This is a genomic window from Bacteroides cellulosilyticus (assembly GCF_020091405.1).
Taxonomy (GTDB): domain Bacteria; phylum Bacteroidota; class Bacteroidia; order Bacteroidales; family Bacteroidaceae; genus Bacteroides.
In genome coordinates this window covers 132,206-150,596 of sequence record NZ_CP081903.1, presented here as the reverse complement: position 1 = coordinate 150,596, position 18,391 = coordinate 132,206, and the positions used below count along the sequence as shown (strand labels likewise).

The 18,391-nt window shown below is 41.0% G+C and carries 12 protein-coding genes and 2 pseudogenes; 5 read left to right on the top strand and 9 right to left on the bottom strand.

Features of this window, described 5'->3' with window-relative positions:
* Positions 1-93: 93 nt before the first annotated feature.
* A complete protein-coding gene (locus tag K6V21_RS00430; protein WP_224320513.1) occupies positions 94-1,155 on the top strand; it encodes a DUF2027 domain-containing protein in 1,062 nt (353 codons plus the stop codon).
* 87 nt (positions 1,156-1,242) lie between these two features.
* Here the strand turns inward: K6V21_RS00430 and K6V21_RS00425 are convergent, their stop codons facing one another.
* Positions 1,243-2,541, bottom strand: a complete 1,299-nt coding sequence (locus K6V21_RS00425; RefSeq protein WP_224320512.1) for a DUF5723 family protein — start codon at positions 2,539-2,541, stop codon at positions 1,243-1,245.
* A 222-nt stretch (positions 2,542-2,763) separates the two neighbouring features.
* On the opposite strand from K6V21_RS00425, the gene K6V21_RS00420 reads away from it, so the two are divergent.
* Together K6V21_RS00420 and K6V21_RS00415 are read left to right on the top strand one after the other, a co-directional pair.
* Entirely contained in the window at positions 2,764-4,791 is a 2,028-nt protein-coding gene (locus K6V21_RS00420) for a histidine kinase (protein ID WP_224320511.1), read from the top strand.
* Between the two features lie 124 nt (positions 4,792-4,915).
* Positions 4,916-5,668, top strand: a complete 753-nt coding sequence (locus tag K6V21_RS00415; protein ID WP_217712672.1) for a LytR/AlgR family response regulator transcription factor — start codon at positions 4,916-4,918, stop codon at positions 5,666-5,668.
* A gap of 90 nt (positions 5,669-5,758) precedes the next feature.
* On the opposite strand, the gene K6V21_RS00410 is transcribed toward K6V21_RS00415, so the two are convergent.
* The 8 genes and pseudogenes from K6V21_RS00410 to K6V21_RS00380 all read right to left on the bottom strand — a co-directional run.
* Positions 5,759-6,112 carry a hypothetical protein gene (locus K6V21_RS00410; RefSeq protein WP_044266298.1) on the bottom strand — a complete coding sequence of 118 codons (354 nt, stop codon included), beginning with the start codon at positions 6,110-6,112 and terminating at the stop codon, positions 5,759-5,761.
* Positions 6,113-6,399: 287 nt separating this feature from the next.
* Complete coding sequence (locus K6V21_RS00405; protein ID WP_224320510.1) at positions 6,400-7,542, bottom strand: DUF4249 domain-containing protein; 1,143 nt, start codon at positions 7,540-7,542, stop codon at positions 6,400-6,402.
* A 15-nt stretch (positions 7,543-7,557) separates the two neighbouring features.
* On the bottom strand, positions 7,558-10,341 hold the full coding sequence (locus K6V21_RS00400) for a TonB-dependent receptor (RefSeq protein WP_224320509.1): 2,784 nt from the start codon (positions 10,339-10,341) through the stop codon (positions 7,558-7,560).
* A gap of 1 nt (position 10,342) precedes the next feature.
* Entirely contained in the window at positions 10,343-11,215 is an 873-nt protein-coding gene (locus K6V21_RS00395; protein ID WP_224320508.1) for a FecR family protein, read from the bottom strand.
* A 306-nt stretch (positions 11,216-11,521) separates the two neighbouring features.
* Entirely contained in the window at positions 11,522-11,941 is a 420-nt protein-coding gene (locus K6V21_RS00390) for a hypothetical protein (RefSeq protein ID WP_224320507.1), read from the bottom strand.
* 250 nt (positions 11,942-12,191) lie between these two features.
* Positions 12,192-12,326 (bottom strand): hypothetical protein, encoded by a 135-nt coding sequence (locus K6V21_RS26650; RefSeq protein ID WP_258771141.1) that lies wholly within the window; start codon positions 12,324-12,326, stop codon positions 12,192-12,194.
* A gap of 84 nt (positions 12,327-12,410) precedes the next feature.
* Positions 12,411-12,950 (bottom strand): RNA polymerase sigma-70 factor, encoded by a 540-nt coding sequence (locus K6V21_RS00385; RefSeq protein ID WP_217712667.1) that lies wholly within the window; start codon positions 12,948-12,950, stop codon positions 12,411-12,413.
* Between the two features lie 102 nt (positions 12,951-13,052).
* A pseudogene (locus K6V21_RS00380) lies at positions 13,053-13,268 on the bottom strand (carboxypeptidase-like regulatory domain-containing protein); the annotation flags it as partial.
* 454 nt (positions 13,269-13,722) lie between these two features.
* Between K6V21_RS00380 and K6V21_RS00375 the strand changes: the two are divergent.
* A pseudogene (locus tag K6V21_RS00375) lies at positions 13,723-16,866 on the top strand (SusC/RagA family TonB-linked outer membrane protein); the annotation flags it as partial.
* 12 nt (positions 16,867-16,878) lie between these two features.
* The gene (locus K6V21_RS00370; protein ID WP_224320506.1) at positions 16,879-18,378 is read left to right on the top strand and encodes a RagB/SusD family nutrient uptake outer membrane protein; all 1,500 of its coding nucleotides are present in this window, start codon (positions 16,879-16,881) and stop codon (positions 18,376-18,378) included.
* Positions 18,379-18,391 lie beyond the last annotated feature (13 nt).

The following is an 18,391-nucleotide window of genomic DNA, read 5'->3' as shown; positions in this document are numbered from 1 at the left end:
TTTTTTATTGAGTTGCCGTATCTTTGTAGAGCGATTGGGTTTTCGAACTTCAATCGTAAATTCTAATTCGTCAAATACTTAAATAGAAAGAAGATGAAAATAGGTGATAAAGTACGCTTCCTGAATGAGATCGGGGGCGGTATTGTGACGGGATTTCGGGGAAAGGATATTGTGTTGGTAGAAGATGCCGATGGATTTGATATCCCGATGCCCATACGTGAGTGTGTGGTGATTGATACGGATGATTATAATATGACGAGACCGGTACAATCTTCCATTTCCCATCCTGTACAGGAAGAAAAAGAAATGGGACATTTGTCTAAGCCTCAAGTTTCTGCTTTTCGTCAGCCGGAAATGCGTGGTGGGGATGTGCTGAATGTTTTTCTGGCTTTCGTTCCGGAAGATATCAAAGCAGTCAGCACGACTCCTTTTGAAGCTTATCTGGTGAATGACAGTAACTATTATTTGTATTATACCTATCTGTGTGCCGAAGGAAAAGCATGGGAGGTCCGTTCCAATGGAGTAGTAGAGCCGAATACAAAATTCTTGCTGGAAGAATTTGAAAAAGCAGAATTGAATGATCGTGAACACGTAGCTGTGCAATTTATTGCTTTTAAGGAAGGGCGTTCGTTTGCGATGAAACCGGCAGTAAGCGTGGAATTCCGTATTGATACGGTGAAGTTCTATAAATTGCATACATTCCAGGAGTCAGAGTTCTTTGAAACGCCTGCATTGATTTACGATATAGTAAAGGATGATGTTCCCACTAAACAAGTGTATGTTTCTGCTGAAGAATTGCAATCAGCTTTGCTTCAGAAAACAGTGGTGGACAAACCCAAATCTCAGCCGATTGTGAAACGTGGCGGACAAAGTGGCATTATTGAGATAGACCTTCATATTGGTGAATTACTGGATGATACTCATGGAATGAGCAACAGTGAGATACTGAATTATCAGCTGGATAAATTCCGTGAGGTGCTGGAACAGTATAAGAATAAACGTGAACAGCGTATTGTCTTTATCCACGGAAAAGGTGACGGTGTACTTCGTAAAGCGTTACTGGATGAACTGAAACGTAAATATCCTACTTTCCGGCATCAGGATGCCTCTTTCCAGGAATATGGTTTCGGGGCAACGATGATAACGATTAAATAGTTACGAGCTACAATAGCTACAAGCTACGAGTTGCTGCGCTATTATTCTGCATAGTACTCGTAGCTTGTAGCTCGTAGCTCATAACTATTATATTCTCTTCTTTCCCAAAGGAATAGAAAGTCCGATAAAGGCATTCACATGTTTGGAATTATTTCCAAAATACATATAGTCAGTACCCAGCATCAAAGGACCTATTTTGAAAGCAATACCGAATGTCTCGCCACCTTGTAACATGGAATAACTCAACGTAGTATTAATCAGAGTATTGGGACGGTAATTGGCGGAGAATGTCAATTCAGAATACGTTTTTAACTGGCCGAAACGGGTAGTTGATAATAATCCTAATCCCAGTTTGTTGTTCAGTAATCCGTATTCCCCTCCGATAACCATAGTCGGTGATAAGGAGGTGGTGCGTGATTTGTTTTCCTTCTTCTTCAAACCGAATAAATTGAAGTCCAGTACGTCGTCGCTATAATTATCCTTATTTATAGTGGCATTTCTATCTGATTCAGCCACTTGAGAGTTAGATTTGTCCCAGGAGATAAATCCTAAATCAAGAATGGCGGCAGAGACATTCAGATTCTTCATTACTTGATAGGTGGCTCCTAAATCAATACCTGCTCCATAACCGCTGATACCAAAGCTGTTATAATCCAGATCAGTGATGTAACCGTCTTCTTCTTCAAGCTTCAAGCCTTTGGCAGAAGCTTCCATATAAGCATCCGACTTTAGCTGAAATTCAGATTCATATCCGATTCCTCTTCCTGACATCTGAATCTGATTAATTTTTAGGTTTATGTTTCCTGCACCTAATAGCAATTTGGCTTTACCACCTACGGTTAAGCGCTCGTTGATGGCACGTGAATATCCAGCTCCGACTTCTATGTAAGCGTTCAAGCGTAGTTTCTCATTGCGGATATCAAAGCTTTCGCCGCTCCAACTGAAATTTTCTACATCAGTTGCGCGAAGATATCGAAACATTTCTTTAGGAATAGTGGCGTCCACATCAGCCCGTGCTCCTACATTGAATGACCAGAAACCTTTTCCTTTATAGAATCCGAAAGATATAACATCTGTATTCGCACTGATATTCACTTCATTCATTCCTTTCAGGCGATTGTAGAACTTGTCATTGTTATAAAATTCACCATCGGAATCGAAAACGTCGATGACATCTTGTATACCAAGTGAGTTGGTGGCTACTTCGGCATTCACGGAACCGATACCGGGGAAATTGACATAGCCACGTTTGGGTTGCAATGCCGGATTTAACTGAATGCGGGTACTGCTTCCTTCCATAAAATAGGATGAACGCAAGTATTGCGCCTGCATAGCTGTGGGGAGAAGAAAGGAGATACAAATCCCCAAAAGTAAAAGCTTTCTCATTGTGTCTCGTAATTTGTGGGTTACTGTTAATGATTACTTCAATTTGTTTATGCAAAGTTAAAATAAGTATTTGTGATGCCCAAATTATATAATAAGTAAAAACAGGATAAATAAATATCTTGGCGGATAAGTGGCCTTAAAATTGTACTAAATGGGAAAAACTATTATATTTGTAGCAATGCGTGAAGGATATATTTATTCTTTATATAAATGTCAATAGCTATGAACACGATAGATGGCAAAATTCTGTGGAGAACTTTTCTTCCGGTTCTCTTACTACTATTCTTAGTTGTTTCGTGTAAACAGTCTGAGCAGCATTCCTCCTGGAAAAAAGAATACGACTCTTTTTATCGTTCGGTTACAGATTCTCTGACCACTCATCCACAACAGATACGTGCGTTGGCAAAGCAAAAGATGGAGGTGTCAACTGATAGTCTGGAATGGTATTATTACTCTGCTATAGTATTAAAAACGTATATGTTCGCTTCGGATGTAGATTCAGCCCGCTATTTAATAAGGCGGATAGAGGACTTTTGTGCCCGTGAACAATCTTCACCCTACCTTGCTGATTTACGCTCGGAATATCTGAATACAAAAGGTAATATTTATGTGCGTGTAGGCGCTATGGATTCGGCTATTGTTTGTTTTACTGATTCTTACAAACAACGTTTGCAGGGAATGAAGACAGAATCAGTCCCGGATATTCTTATCAATCTGGCTGATGCATGCAGCCGGCAGGGAAAATATGACGTAAGTGCATTTTGGTATCGTAAAGCGCTGCAAATCGGAGATTCTTTAGGAATATCGGAGGGGCGTCGTCATCCTGTTTATTATGGGCTGGCTCAGGTGTATATGGCTTTACACGACTTTGATCAGTGCGACTATTACTATAATCTGGCAGGGATGTTTTATGATAAAATGCTTCCTTACGAGAAATATATCTATTTGAATAATCGTGGTAATTCATATTATTATCGTGAGGATTATCCGGAAGCTTTAAAATATTTCAAGAAAGGTTTCTCGCTGGCGGTTTCTCATCCCGATATGGGCTTTGAGAAGAACCTGTGCATGGTGAATCTGGGGGATGTCTATCTGCAAATGAATGAACCTGACTCAGCGGCTAAATATATCAATGAATGCCAACCCTTTTTTCGGAAAATAGGGGCGGCAGGAGCGCTTTATTATATTGATACCCAGCGTATCGGTCTGGCTTTGGAGCGAAATGATATGGCAACCGTAAGAAATCTGCTAAGTAAGGCTGCCAATCCGAATCATATAGAGCCGGACATGCTGCATATTCGTAATAAGTATTTGCAGGAGTTTTACGAGAAGACGGCAGATTATAAAAATGCTTTCTTTTATCAGAAAGAAAACAGTCGGCTGGACGATTCCATCCGGAATGAACATGTAAGAATGCGTACAGCCGATATGTCATTGAGATATCAACAGGACTCTACACTGTTGGCAAAGAACATATTGATTGAGCAGCAGAAGGTAGAGATGCTAAAGTTGCACGAGGGACGTTTCTTCTGGATTGGAATTTGCGTTTTGGTATTGGTTATTGCTTGTTTCATCTATCTGTATGAAAAGAAAAGACGGGCCCTTCTGCTTGCGCAAAGTCAGCGTACCATATCTTCTTTACGTTTGGAGAATATACGTAACAGAATGTCACCGCACTTTATTTTCAATGTGCTGAACCAGGAAATGGGCAGTCGGGAAGGGGAGAATAAAAAAGAGCTCTCCTCATTGGTGAAACTAATGCGTCGGAATTTGGAATTAGCTGAGCAAATGTGTGTTACCTTAAAAGAAGAATTAGGTTTTGTGCAAACCTACATTGATCTTCAACGCCGTTCTTTGGGACCGGAATTTAAGGTGACTATTGAAGTTGGTGAAGATGTGGACACCAATCAGTTGCTTCTGCCTTCCATGTTAATACAGATACCGGTGGAGAATGCCATCAAGCACGCTCTTCGGGGCAAAGAAGGTGAACGGCGCCTTTGGATTGATGTTCATCGTTCCGGTACTTATATTTGTGTCCGGATTACGGATAACGGGGGCGGATTCAAACTGAACAGTGCTAACAGAGGGACAGGGACCGGAATGAAGGTAATCATGCAAACTATTCAGATTTTGAATGCTAAGAATAAGGAAATGATTGAAACTTCGGTACACAATATTCCTCTGCCGGATGGCGAGACCGGATGTGAAGTAAGTTTCCATTTACCGTTGAATTATGATTATTCAGTTTAATGATTTTCGAATAATCCTCAATTTTGATTGGATATCCGTTGTTTTGATCGAATATCCTGAAAATGACATATTCTGATTTTTTAAATTGCTTTCAGTTCTTTAATTTCGCAGAAACAAGAGAGGTATGGACAGGTATAAGGTTGCAATAGTAGATGACGATGAGTTGTCCTTGGATAATCTGGTATTCGGGTTGCAGAAATTTGAAAACTTCCATTTAGAAGGCACTGCACGCAATGGAGTATCCGGGAAGAAACTGATAGCAAAAGTGCGCCCCGATTTGCTCTTTTTAGATGTAGAGCTACCTGATATGAGGGGGATGGATTTGCTGGATAGTATTCGCGAATCTCTGACTTGGGGCATGAAAGTTGTTTTTTATACGGCATACGATAAATACATGATGTCAGCCATTCGTCAATCTGCTTTTGATTATTTATTGAAACCTTTTGAGGAAAAAGATCTGGAACTTATTATTTCCCGATTTATGGAAAGAATAGAATTAGAACGGAAAGCTGCATTTTTTCCTGCGGCATTAGCAAACACTAGTCAGACATTTATGGTGTTTACTCCGACAAATGACATGCGGGCATTACGGCCTGCCGAAATTGGATATTTCCGGTATTGCTCTGAACGGAAACAGTGGGAGGCGGTGTTGAGTGGACAAACGCCGTTACCTTTGAAGAAGAGTACCACGGCCGATCAGATCGTGAGATATGCTCCTTGTTTTGTGCAGATTCATCAGTCTTTTATAATCAATATTGATTATCTGATGATTATCAAGGATGGTAAATGTGTGTTGTATCCGCCATTTGAGAATGTAGATGAGTTGCTGGTCTCTAAGAAATATAAAAAGGAGCTACAAGACAGATATTGTTTGTAAATGAAATATATATTGGTTAGGGAGTCGACACTCGTATAGTGTTGATAGAGGAAAGAGGGCACAAAACGTGATGTTCAGTGCCCTCTCTTATTATTTCACTTCGATACCTTTATTCTGCAAAGTGACATTCAGTACTTTCGCATAATCAGCGTATTGCTTGTCAGTAAGCGTTTTCTTCATCAACTTCAAGTTTCCGTACACTGCATTGTGGAGTTTCTTTTCCTGGTCCTTCTTTGCAGTTGTGGCACGTCCCATCTGTGTAGAGAAGTATTCGCAGATGTTTGCTACTTCTTCATGCTGGTCAGCCGACAATTTTAAATATTTACTCAACTTGGTTACGTTGATGTTACCATCCCATTTTGCAGTTGTAGGTTGATTTCCTGCTGCAAATGTCGTAGCAGTCAGGCAGACTGCTGCCATTAATGTTAATCCTAAACGTTTCATAATACCTACTTTTAATTTGTTATACCTAAAAACAATTCTAACTCTAAAAATCTAATACCTATTGAAAACAGCTCTAAGCGCTTAGCTTTTTCTTTTTACCTATGCAAATATAGGAATATGTTTTATAACATAAAAATAAAGAAGAAGGAAAGTGCTGTTTAAGGGAGCATTTCTTGATATAGATCAATTATCTGGTATTATTTTGCTTGTTTAAGACCTTGTTTGTAATATGAATGTAATATGGTTGTCGAACACGGGTGATCATAATGATAGTATTTATACGGATTTTACCACCATCCCCATTTTTTATCCGGCATATCTATGGTGTATTGAATTTCAGATGAAATACCTACAAAGCCCAATCCGCCTTCTACATTGCTGGGCAGGCTGATAGGTTCCATCAGGGCTTCGTCATAATCTTCGTCATCCATGCAGTTTAAAGCTTTCAGGTAGCGATAATATGTTTCAGGCAAACTGAGCACGCGCACGGTGATATTTTGTTTCAGGTAGCAACGGGTATAATTCAGTGATTGGAGAATATCATAGTTGTCATCGTAAAGTGGGGTGTAAACTTTCAGCGTGGCAGATGAATTGGTGAAACGATTATCTGTGAAGATACTGTATTTGTTTTCAATGTTGGTGGGAAACATTGCATTTTCATCATCATCCGAGCTGGTAACATGTCCGTCGGTCAGGATCACGTCTTCACGGTTGATAAGTTCGGTATATCTATAGTTGACAACTGTGTCTTTCGTTATGGTGTAAATGTAATCTCCATTTTCATCCTTTATATAGTCTCCGTTCTCGTCTTCGTTGGGCGTGTAGATAACGCAGCGGAAGTCTTTGTTATTCACTATTTCCAGACGGTAATAGTTCTTTTCGTTGGGAAGATCCTCTAAGGTGATGCGGTATTGACGATGGGCTCTCATGCTACCCCATTGGCGGATGAGGGCGGTACAGGTGTCCACTTGCAGGCTTTGTAGGGGACGGGGAACAGTTACTTGCGAACTGACATGATACTTTCCGCCTTCCGCTGTGGCTTCCAGGCGAATGTTATCTCCGGGTTGTAAGCGGGCGGTGAGACGGAATATTTTGAAGCGCATACTTTTTAGTAATGCTTCATATTGCCCCTTGTCAAGCTGATTTTGCATATTTTCATAGTATTCTTCGGGAGATATGGCTTGAGGGGATTCAATCTGTTTATCGTTTACATAGAGGGAAAGCGTTGCTTCATTGATGCGGCCGATGCTGTTTCCTTCACTAAGATGCAGATAAACGAGATTCTCTGTTTGTCCGGCATTGAGCAGGGCATTCATGATAAGCTGCGGAGTTTGTTGTCCGGGATTATATGGGATTTCATTTTCACAAGCCATAAAGAGTCCGGCGAAAGCTATATATATAATAAGGTGTAATTTAATTCTTGTTTTCATAATCTGGTATGGCTTTTAAAATTTATAGGTATAAGTCACAGAGGGTATGCAGGGTAATATAGTCAGTTTCTTGATAACAGTCTTCGACTTTTTCTCTGAGTTATATTGATCACCGTTTCCCTGATATATGCTGTTGTAAAAGTCATCGTAAATCAGATTGTAACCTTGTTCCCATTTGCTGTAAACCAGGTTGGGGTTCATAGCATTGTAGGCATTATAAAGGCTGATGTTCCAGGTACGTATGCCATGCTTGGTTTTCTTGTTGAAGTTGATACCCAGGTTTAGGCGATGACTGGCTGGCAGGCGATAGTTGTTGCGCCGGGAAATATAAGGAGCAGATTCTATATTGCCTTCGGGACGGATGATAATGGTTTCCCGTTCAGGCACTGTGATGCATCCCCCGGTATTGAATATCCATGAAGCTCCGACATCGATACGTTCGCTGAATTTATGATTCAAACACAGACTGATGCTGTGGCGGCGGTCATATTTATAAGGAAACCATTTACCCTGGCTGATGGCACCATCTTTGAAACGGTGATCGGTCTTTGCCAGTGTATATGCCAGCCAACCGGTAGTTTTTCCTAAAGTTTTTTGCACCATCATTTCCAGGCCAAAGGAACGTCCTTCACCCATTTCTACCTTTTCCTCCCAATTAGTGGAAGTGCCGAAAAAGGAAACGCCATCCTGATATTCCAGTATGTGACGCATTTGCTTATAATATCCCTCTATAGAGAACTCCCAGCCAGGTAGGTCTGTATAATAGCCTCCTAGAGAGTATTGATTGGCATACATGGGGCGTATATTTTTGGTAATTGGTACCCAAAGATCCGTAGGCATAGAGAAGGGAGTGGATGAAAGTAAGTGTACATATTGTGCCATACATGTATAGGATGCCTTGGCGGAGAATCCCTGTCCAAAGTTGTAGCGTGTGGAGAGGCGTGGTTGAATCGAACAGTAGTTCTTTCCTTGTGTAGAGAACAGAGATGCCCTTATACCGGCATTTAGACTGAGATGACTGTTCAGGTTGAGATTATCTTCAGCATAGAGTGATACCTCTTGTCCTCGTAGTACATGATTATTGCTGGCAGCATAAATTGTTTCTTCCTGTTGCTCTCCGTTTTCCACTTCCTGAGTCTTGGAAGTGGAGATGCCCGGGCGGAAAGTATGGTGGATATATTCTGCTCCAAACTTGATGTGATGCTCCGGCGCGGGTGTAAAATCGAAGTCCATGCGCGCACTCCAGTCACTGATACCTGAACGGAATTGGGATAAATAGCTATAACGATCTAATATCTGCCCCTGGTAGGTGCGCGTATCTTCCACATCCTGATTCAATTTCATCAGATAGTTATTGTAGGAAATAGTGGTGTTACAGAACAACTTACTATTGAATACGTAATTCCAACGGCCATAGGCGATAGTGTTTCCCCAGTTCAGATGACTGTCATCCTTATAATAGACTTTAGCTTCGTCGTTGTTCTGATAGTTATTGCTGTCAGTGGTATCAAAGTGGTAATGGTCCTTTCCTTTATAGAAACCAATGAAGAGGCGGCTGCGGTCATTGAATTTATGGTTCACTTTGGCATTGATGTCGTAAAAGTAGTAGTTGTATTTATCGGCGTAATAATCATCTTTATCCACTATGAGGTTTTTGAAGAAGGCGGTGTGCGTGGCACGTGCACTAAGACTGAAAGAGGTGTGTCCTTTCCAGATAGGTCCTTCAAAATGCAGTTTGTCGGTAAGTGTACCTACACTGAGTGCACCGTGGTAATGATGCATGTCTCCGTCGTTGGTACGTACATCGACAATAGAGGAAAGCCGGCCACCGTAACGGGCGGGAAAGGAACTCTTGTAGAGTGTAGTGTTTTTTACAGCTTCGGGAGTAAATACGGAAAACACCCCCAGAAGATGATCTGCGTTATATACCGGAATACCGTCCAGCAATATTAGGTTCTGGTCCGGTCCTCCGCCACGTACATATAAACCGGAAAAGCCTTCCGTTCCGGCTTGTACACCTGGCATTAACTGAATAGTTTTCAATATATCAGCCTCTCCCAGCACAGCCGGAGTATGTTGTATCTGTGCCATTGGAATTTCATGTGCTCCCATAGCAGTAGACTGAATGCCGGCCTCTTTCTTATCCGAAAGTACTATCACTTCCGCCAGTTCATTATTGCTGTCCAGGCGGACGTTGAGCACGGTGTCTTTATTCAGCGGGAACGAACTGTGCCAAGTTTCGTACCCTAAATACGAAAAACTTAAATCCGCATCTCCTTCCGGCAAAGTAAGAGTATAGAAACCGAAAGGATTGGTGGCAGTGCCTACACGCTGACGACTATCGAGGATATTGGCACCAATCAGTGTCTCGGAAGACACCCCGTCCGTCACATATCCGCTGATAGTGAACCGACGGCTTACGGTTTTCTGCGGCACGGGCCGCTTGTTTAGCAAAATATGTTTTCCGGAGACTTCGAAACCTATCGGTTGGTTTTCAAAGGCTTTCCGGAGAATTTCGTTAATAGTAAGGTCACGGACGGCCAGTGTGATGCGTCCATTCAGGCGTACTTCTTCTCCATATATGAAACTGTACCCGGTTTTTTGTTCCACTTGTTTCACGAACTCTTCCAGTGTAGCGTTTTGTAGTTTTATGCTGAAACGCGTTTGTGAAGGATTTGTCTTCTGTAGAACGCAGGTGGCAAATACGATTGTACTTTGTAGTGTACAGGTTGATAGGAGAACCGCTCCCACCAGGAAAAATTTCCTGATGGTGCGGGGTGAACAGATAGAGGATTTCATTCTAGTTTAATTTTTGTGTGATCATTATTATGTCATTAGTTTTTGTGTATTCAAACTTTTGATTGCGGCAAAGCAGCGAAAGAATATCTTCCAGTGTTTCGCCATCAGAGAAAGTAGCCGTCATGCGATAGTTCTGTAAGTCGGTGTCTTCAATACGAATATCTGTGTGGAAAGCGTTAGAAAGTTGTCGGATAATCTCTTGTAAAGGAATGCTTTTGAAAAGCAGTGTTCCGTTTCTCCAGATAATCTCTTCGGATGCATTATTTTCGGTATGTAGGGTCAGACTTTTCTTATCCTTATTATATATAGCGCTTTCATTGGGTGAGAGAATCAGACTCTTTTCTGTTTTACCGATGAGGCTGACAGAAACGGAACCTTCCAATAAAGTTGTTTTCACTTGCGTATCTTTGGGATAGGCTTCGACATTGAAATGTGTACCTAAAACCTGCACTATAATTGCACCGGCTTCCACTTTGAAAGGATGTGCTGCATCCTTGCTGACTTCGAAATAAGCTTCTCCTTGTAACTGTACTTTCCGGTCTTTTCCTCTGAAGCGTTCGGGATAAGTCAGAGAAGAATAGCGGTTCAGTACAATTTCTGTTTGGTCGGGCAGTGTTACGGTACGTGTTTCTGCCAATGTGGATACGGTTTGCAATGGTACTGGGGCGAACATATAGTATGCCCACCAGCCCAGTACACAAAGCACGGCGACAGCGGCTGCACCAGCCATTGTGTGCAATGAAAGGATGCGGCGTTGCAGATGCGGCAACCGTTTCTCAAGAAGTATCCAGCTATTGGCTTTCGAGAATCTTCCTCTCGGCGAACGGGTGGAGGTTGCGAGTTTATCGAGTATTTTTTCAAATTCTTGTTCCATGTTCTTATTCCTCTTTTCTATAAAGACAGGTAAAACGTAAAAACTCCCTATGCCGAAACTTCTTTTTTTGAAGAAGAAGTGCTAGCCGCTTCAGAATCATTCCATCATAGTCCTATACATGTATTAATCATGCGAATCAGAATTCAAATTATGTTCATTATTGACGGGTTATGAATCTTTTCACCACAGAGGACGCAGAGTTCACAGAGTTTTTAGGCTTCTAGTTCAGAGATAATTATAACCTCTGCGTCCTCTGCGTCCTCTGTGGTGAAATAATTCCTTTCTTTTCCGTTATGAGCCAAATGATTATTGTGGACTTAGATGGATAGTGATCTGTGTCTTTTTGCCTTCTTTATCCTTCGGGGTACAGACGATGCGGAATTCAGCTTTGTCTGTCACTCTCTTCGGATAGATCTTCACTCGTAGATTGGCTGATTTCTTCTTGGCAGGGATAATGACCGTCTTGTCTTCAAGACTGAAAATAACTGCTTTACCCGGCATGTTTATGCCATTAATGAGAACTTCTCTATCCTCATTTTTCTTTTCAGCGGCAATAATCTTTACGTCGAACTCTTCTGTGTCTTTGTTTTTGTCGAACGAATAGTTTTTGGTGGCTTTCTCAAAACCTACATACTCTTCGGGATAACTGGAACTGTTGTTACTGCATGCGGCAAGGATGAAGAGAAGCCCTGCGGTTCCTGCCATTTGTTTGCAAAATCTTTTCATGTCGTTTTAATTTTAGTTTAGTTTAATATAGTTCATGAGTAAAGACAGGAGCAGAAAAGAAACTCCCTATGGCAATAGAAACAAAAAGTGTTAATTAATCATGTGATAATTACTGTGGATGCATATTCCCTTTTGTACCATTCCTCCAGTCCTTTGATAAGTAGATATACTTTTTCCCCCTATCTTCATCGCCCCTTTCGGGTTGAGTTCTTCAGGCATGGGGATGAGCACTTCCGGAAGTGTGAAAATGTTACATGACGATGTCGGGGCGGAATATGGTAAAATCGGTCTGTACCCGCTCAGGAGATAGCTGTGGCACTACTTTTACAAGGCTACACCCTTTTCTTCGGATGGTGTAGCCATCGCCTCCAAAGGGTGTAGCCATCCGGGGGAAAAGGTGTAGCCCTGCCGGGAGGATGGTTTACTAACACCGGGGATTGATGAATGTTGTTTGACAAAGCTCTATTTATTAGAGCAGTATTTCTTTCAATCGAATGGTTGCTTTCTGCAATTGCGCATCCACCGTTTTTGTACTGATACCCAACTCTTCTGCTACTTGTGCATAGGTTTGTTTTTCTTCACGGATGCGGATAAAGACTTCACGGCAACGTTCCGGTAGTCGGTCGAGAGCTTTTACATAGCGAGCAAAAAGCTCTTCGCTGATCAGAGTATCTTCAGGAGATACAGCTTGACCGGAGTGTTCTTGTAGGGTTTCTGTTGATAGGGTGGGGCGGCGCTCCTCTTTTTCTATATAGTTGAGAGAGGCATTCTTTACGAGTATGAAACAGTAATCTTCGATATTGGTAATTTCTAATAGTTGCTTACGGTGTTCCCAGAGTTTCATGAAAACATCGAGCACAATTTCTTGCGACCATTCTTCGTGGTGAGTGTAGTAATAAGCGATACGGAACAGACGGTCATACGTCATGTCATAAAAATCCCGGAAAGCAGTTTGGGAATCCTGCTCGCTCATTTTCCGTAGATACCTTCTGACTTCCTGTTCTGTCATATTGCCGTTTCATATAGCTATGGGGCAAAGGTAGTGGTTTTATTTAGAATTTCCTATTTTGGGCAATGGTGTCTTTTAGAATATATATTGAAGCATGTAATAAGTTCTCGCAGAACTTGGAACATTTAAAATGGTAAATTTACCATCCAAATCAGTTACAATACCTGTTTTTGTACCTTTGATTAATACGGTAGCTCCTACAACAGGTTCATTGTCTTCCTCAAAAATGACGACTCCTGTCACTTTTAATGTTTGTGCACTGAGTAGACCTACCCCTGTGAACAGGTAGATCAATAGCAACATCAATTTTCTTTTCATAAGTACTTCTCTCAGAATTTAAGTTTAAAACAAGGTTATCAGATTGCGTTATTATTCTGCGTATTGACTCGCGCGTTTTTTTATTGCGTTTTGAATAGCGTATATAATAGCGTGTTTATTCGTATTTTTAATAATTTGCAAAGATAAACACATCTTTTTAAGTACAAAGTAATTATTGTTATTTTTTGTAAATACAGTTGTGGTTGATGAATGTTCATAATGAGAATGCAATTGCGTTATATGTTGTTTATTTGTGTTGGCATTGTGTTTGTATATTGGCGTTATATGGTAATAGCTTACAAAATGATTTTATGTTTGATCATAAATAATAATTTTGCATTTCGGTATATAGATTTCGTGATATAATTTTAATAAAAATATTATTCAGCTAAATTAAACACATTTAGAATGTAGGAACAAGATTTATCTGCTTTTCTGTACGCCTTATAAATAGAATGTTCCAAGTTCTGCGAGAACTCTACAGATTTCTTTTGTTGGTATGCAAACACAAGAAGTTCCTATTAAATCCGGGTTGATAAAGGTTCTGTTGAAGCCTGATGCAGAAGTACTTGATGAGGTCGTTATTACAGGTATGACTAAGGTTGATAAACGCTTGTTTACAGGTGCTGCCGACAGATTAACGGCTGCCGATGTTAAACTCGATGGTTTAGCTGATATTAGTCGTGGCTTGGAAGGACGCTCTGCGGGAGTATCGGTACAAAATGTTTCGGGTACATTCGGTACTGCGCCTAAAATCCGTGTGCGTGGTGCTACGTCAATCTATGGAAATTCAAAACCCTTGTGGGTGGTCGATGGTGTTATTATGGATGATGTTGTGGAGGTGAGTGCCGACCAGCTTTCATCGGGTGATGCCGTGACTCTGATCAGTTCTGCTATAGCCGGGCTAAATGCCGATGATATAGAGAGTTTCCAGATACTAAAAGATGGTTCGGCTACTTCTATCTACGGAGCACGTGCTATGGCTGGTGTGATTGTTGTTACCACTAAAAGAGGTAAAGTCGGAACCAGCAAACTAAGCTATACGGGGGAATTTACAATGAGAATGAAGCCTTCTTACCGTGAATTTAATTTGATGAACTCTCAGGATCAGATGGGAATTTATCAGGAAATGAGAGATAAAGGATGGCTTAACTTCGCAAGTGTATACCGGGCTTCCAATAGTGGCGTGTACGGCAAAATGTTTCAATTGAATAACTGGTATGACAAAACGAACGGACAGTTTGGACTTGCTCACACGCCTGAGGCACAGAATGAATATTTACGTGAGGCTGAAATGAGAAATACCGACTGGTTTGACATGCTTTTCAGTAATTCTGTTATGATGAACCATTCTGTTAGTTATGCAATGGGAAATGAAAAGTCAACCTCTTATGTGTCGGTAAGTGCTATGAATGATCCAGGATGGATGATTAAAAACAAAGTACAGCGCTATACGGCTAATCTGAATAATAGCTATAACATACTGAAGAATCTTTCTCTTAATGTGATTGCCAATGCATCTTATCGTAAGCAGGAAGCTCCCGGCACATTGGGACAAAGCATGGATGCTGTCCGGGGTGAGGTTACACGTGGATTTGATATTAACCCTTATAGTTATGCATTGAACACTTCCAGAACATTGGACGCCAATACCTATTATATGCGTAACTATTCGGATTTTAATATCTTCAATGAATTGAATACAAATAACATTTCATTGGATGTAGTAGACCTGAAATTTCAGGGCGAAATGAGATGGAAGATTTTACCTAAACTGGAAGTCAGTGCTTTAGGAGCGTTGAAATATTCCTCAACTTCACAAGAACATAAGATACGGGAAAATTCGAACCAAGCTTTGGCTTACCGTGCTATGGGAGATGCCACTATTATCAATAGTAATTCATGGCTTTATAAAAATCCTGATGATCCTTATGCATTGCCGGTAACTATTCTTCCTAAGGGTGGTTTCTATAATACCACTCAATATAAGATGTTGAGTTATGACTTCCGTGCAGCTGTGTCATGGAATGATGTTTTCAAAGACATCCATATCGTAAATGTATACGGCGGTATGGAAGCAAATGCTCAAGACCGTTCCAGTAACAACTTTGATGGTTGGGGGATGCAATATGACAATGGGGAAATTCCGTTTTTTGATTATCTTGCATTTAAGAAAATGCGTGAAGGTAACTCCGATTATTATAGTTTGAGCAATACTAAAAAGAGAAATGTGGCTTTCTTCGGAACAGCAACTTATTCTTATAAAGGACGCTATACTTTGACGGGAACAGGACGTTATGAAGGTTCCAATCGCTTGGGTAAGTCCCGTTCAGCACGCTGGTTGCCTACTTGGAACATTGCGGGCGCATGGAATATGCATGAGGAAGAATTCTTTAAAGATTTAGAACCTGCTTTATCACATTTTACCCTGAAGGCTTCTTATAGTTTAACGGCGGATGTCGGTCCGAGTAATGTATCCAATTCTTTGGTAATCATTCAGAGCTATACCCCCTGGCGTCCGTCGGCAGGTGTAGCGGAATCGGGGCTGAAAATTGAAGATTTGGAAAATTCTGATTTGACTTATGAGAAAAAACATGAGCTGAATATCGGTCTGGATATGGGATTTCTTGATAACCGGATTAATGTGGAAGCGGCTTGGTATAAGCGTGATAATTACGATCTGATTGGCATTACTACTACACAGGGAGTGGAAGGGCAGACTCAGCGTTATGCCAATGTCGCTTCTATGAAATCTCATGGCTTTGAAGCGTCTTTATCCACCAGAAACATTGAAACAAAAGACTTTAAGTGGTCTACCGATTTTATTTTCGGGTATAGCAAGACGGAAGTTACCGACTTTAAATCCCGTTCAACCGTATTTTCTCTTATTGCCGGAGTAGGTTTTGCACGCGAAGGCTATCCCTCAAGAGGATTGTTCTCTATTCCATTTGAAGGACTTGATGAAGATGGATTCCCGACCTTTATGTTTGGTGACAAAAAGATAACCAAGAAGAATTATGGTTCCTTGAATTTCCAGGAGTCGGAGAATGTTGATTTCCTGAAATACGAAGGTCCGTCAGATCCCACTATAACCGGTAGTTTTGGTAATATTTTCACGTATAAGAACTTCCGTCTGAATGTATTCATCACTTATTCCGCAGGAAATAAAGTACGGCTTGATCCCGCATTCAAGAGTTCTTATAGTGATTTGGACGCAACCCAGAAGGATTTTAAGAATCGTTGGAGACTGCCGGGCGACGAGATGTATACCGATATTCCGGTCATAGCCAGCTCATTTGAAAATAAACAGTATGGCAATCTGAATTATGGTTACAATGCCTATAACTATTCAACTGCTCGCATTGCCAAAGGTGATTTTATCCGGTTGAAGGAAGTGTCCCTCTCTTATGATTTCCCACGCTCTCTTTTGAAAGGAACAGCTATCAGCAATGCTTCAGTGAAACTACAGGCCACCAACTTGTTTTTGCTTTATGCAGACTCAAAATTGAACGGACAGGATCCTGAATTTTTCCGTTCGGGTGGTGTGTCGGCTCCTGTGCCCAAGCAATTTACATTAACTTTAAGATTAGGATTTTAAATATCAGAACTTATGAAAACAAAAATAATAATTATATCTCTGCTGGCTGTTCTTTTGGGAAGTATCACTTCTTGTGACGGCTTTCTGGATACAATGCCTGACAAGCGTGCCGAAGTAAATTCTTTGCAAAAGGTAAAAGATCTTTTGGTGTCGGCTTATCCAAAATCTTCTGCATTACTGATGGAAGAAATGATGTCGGATAACCGGCAGGATAATGGAGATAAATATAGCTTGCCGAATAACAAAATGATACAGTCATTTCGTTGGGAAGATATAACTGACGTTGATCAGGATACTCCTGGCTATATGTGGGATGGGTGTTATATGATAATCGCAGCTGCTAATCAGGCTTTGGTTGCCATCCGGGAATTGGGTGAGCCGGAAGAAGCGTTGCCATATAAGGGTGAAGCGCTGATTTGTCGTGCTTACGGACATTTCTTGTTAACTAATGTTTTCTGTATGGCTTATGGCAATGATGCCGATAAGGATTTAGGTGTACCTTATATGACCGCTCCGGGAACTTCTATTGGCGTCAAGTATGAAAGAGGAACTTTAAAAGAGACTTATGAGAAGATAGATAAAGACATCGAAGAGGCTCTTCCTTTAATAAGTGATGAAGCGTACACTGTTCCGCTCTATCATTTTAACAAAAGAGCGGCATACTCATTTGCAGCTCAGTTCAATCTATTCTACAATCAATATGAGAAGGCAATAAAATATGCTACGGAGGCTATTGGCGAAGATCCCGGTAGTTTATTACGGAATATGAACGGATATAGTCAGTTCCCCAGTTCTAAAGAATATACGTTAGCTTTTATTGATAAAGATGAACCGGCCAACCTGATGCTGATAGGGGCACTTTCAAGGTGGGGAACTCAATATACCAATCAGAGATATGGGCATAACCGGACATTGTGCGAAGGGGAAACCATCTGGTCGCCTGCGGCATGGGGACATCTTATGGCTTATGATAAAGTTTTGGGATATGGAGATCAGTCAATCTTTGTTCCGAAAATGGATGCTATATTCGAAACTACCAATGCTGTATTGAACACCGGTTATTACCGGCAAGTGATATTTGCTTTTACCAGTGATAAAACGCTTCTCAATCGCGCTGAGGCTTATATATTGGCTAAACAATATGATAAGGGGGTGAGAGACTTGCAGTATTGGTGTAAAGCTAAAGTAGCAGCGCAAATACCGGATATGGAAAGCCTGAACACATTTTATGAAAAGACTGTTGATCCAAAAACAAACGGAAAGCCGTTGAATCCGAAATTTGATATAGAGTCGGGCTTGCAGACCAATCTGTTGAAAGCCGTGTTACATGCCCGCCGTATAGAAACAGTTCATGAAGGTGAACGGTGGCTGGATATCAAGCGTTTTGGCCTTAAAATTACGCGTGAACTTTATGGAGAATCTCCTATTGTACTGGAATCTCACGATTTGAGAAAAGCTATACAGATACCGGCAGCAGTTGTATCAGCCGGTATGGAAAGAAATCCCAGATAATTAAACCGCTAAA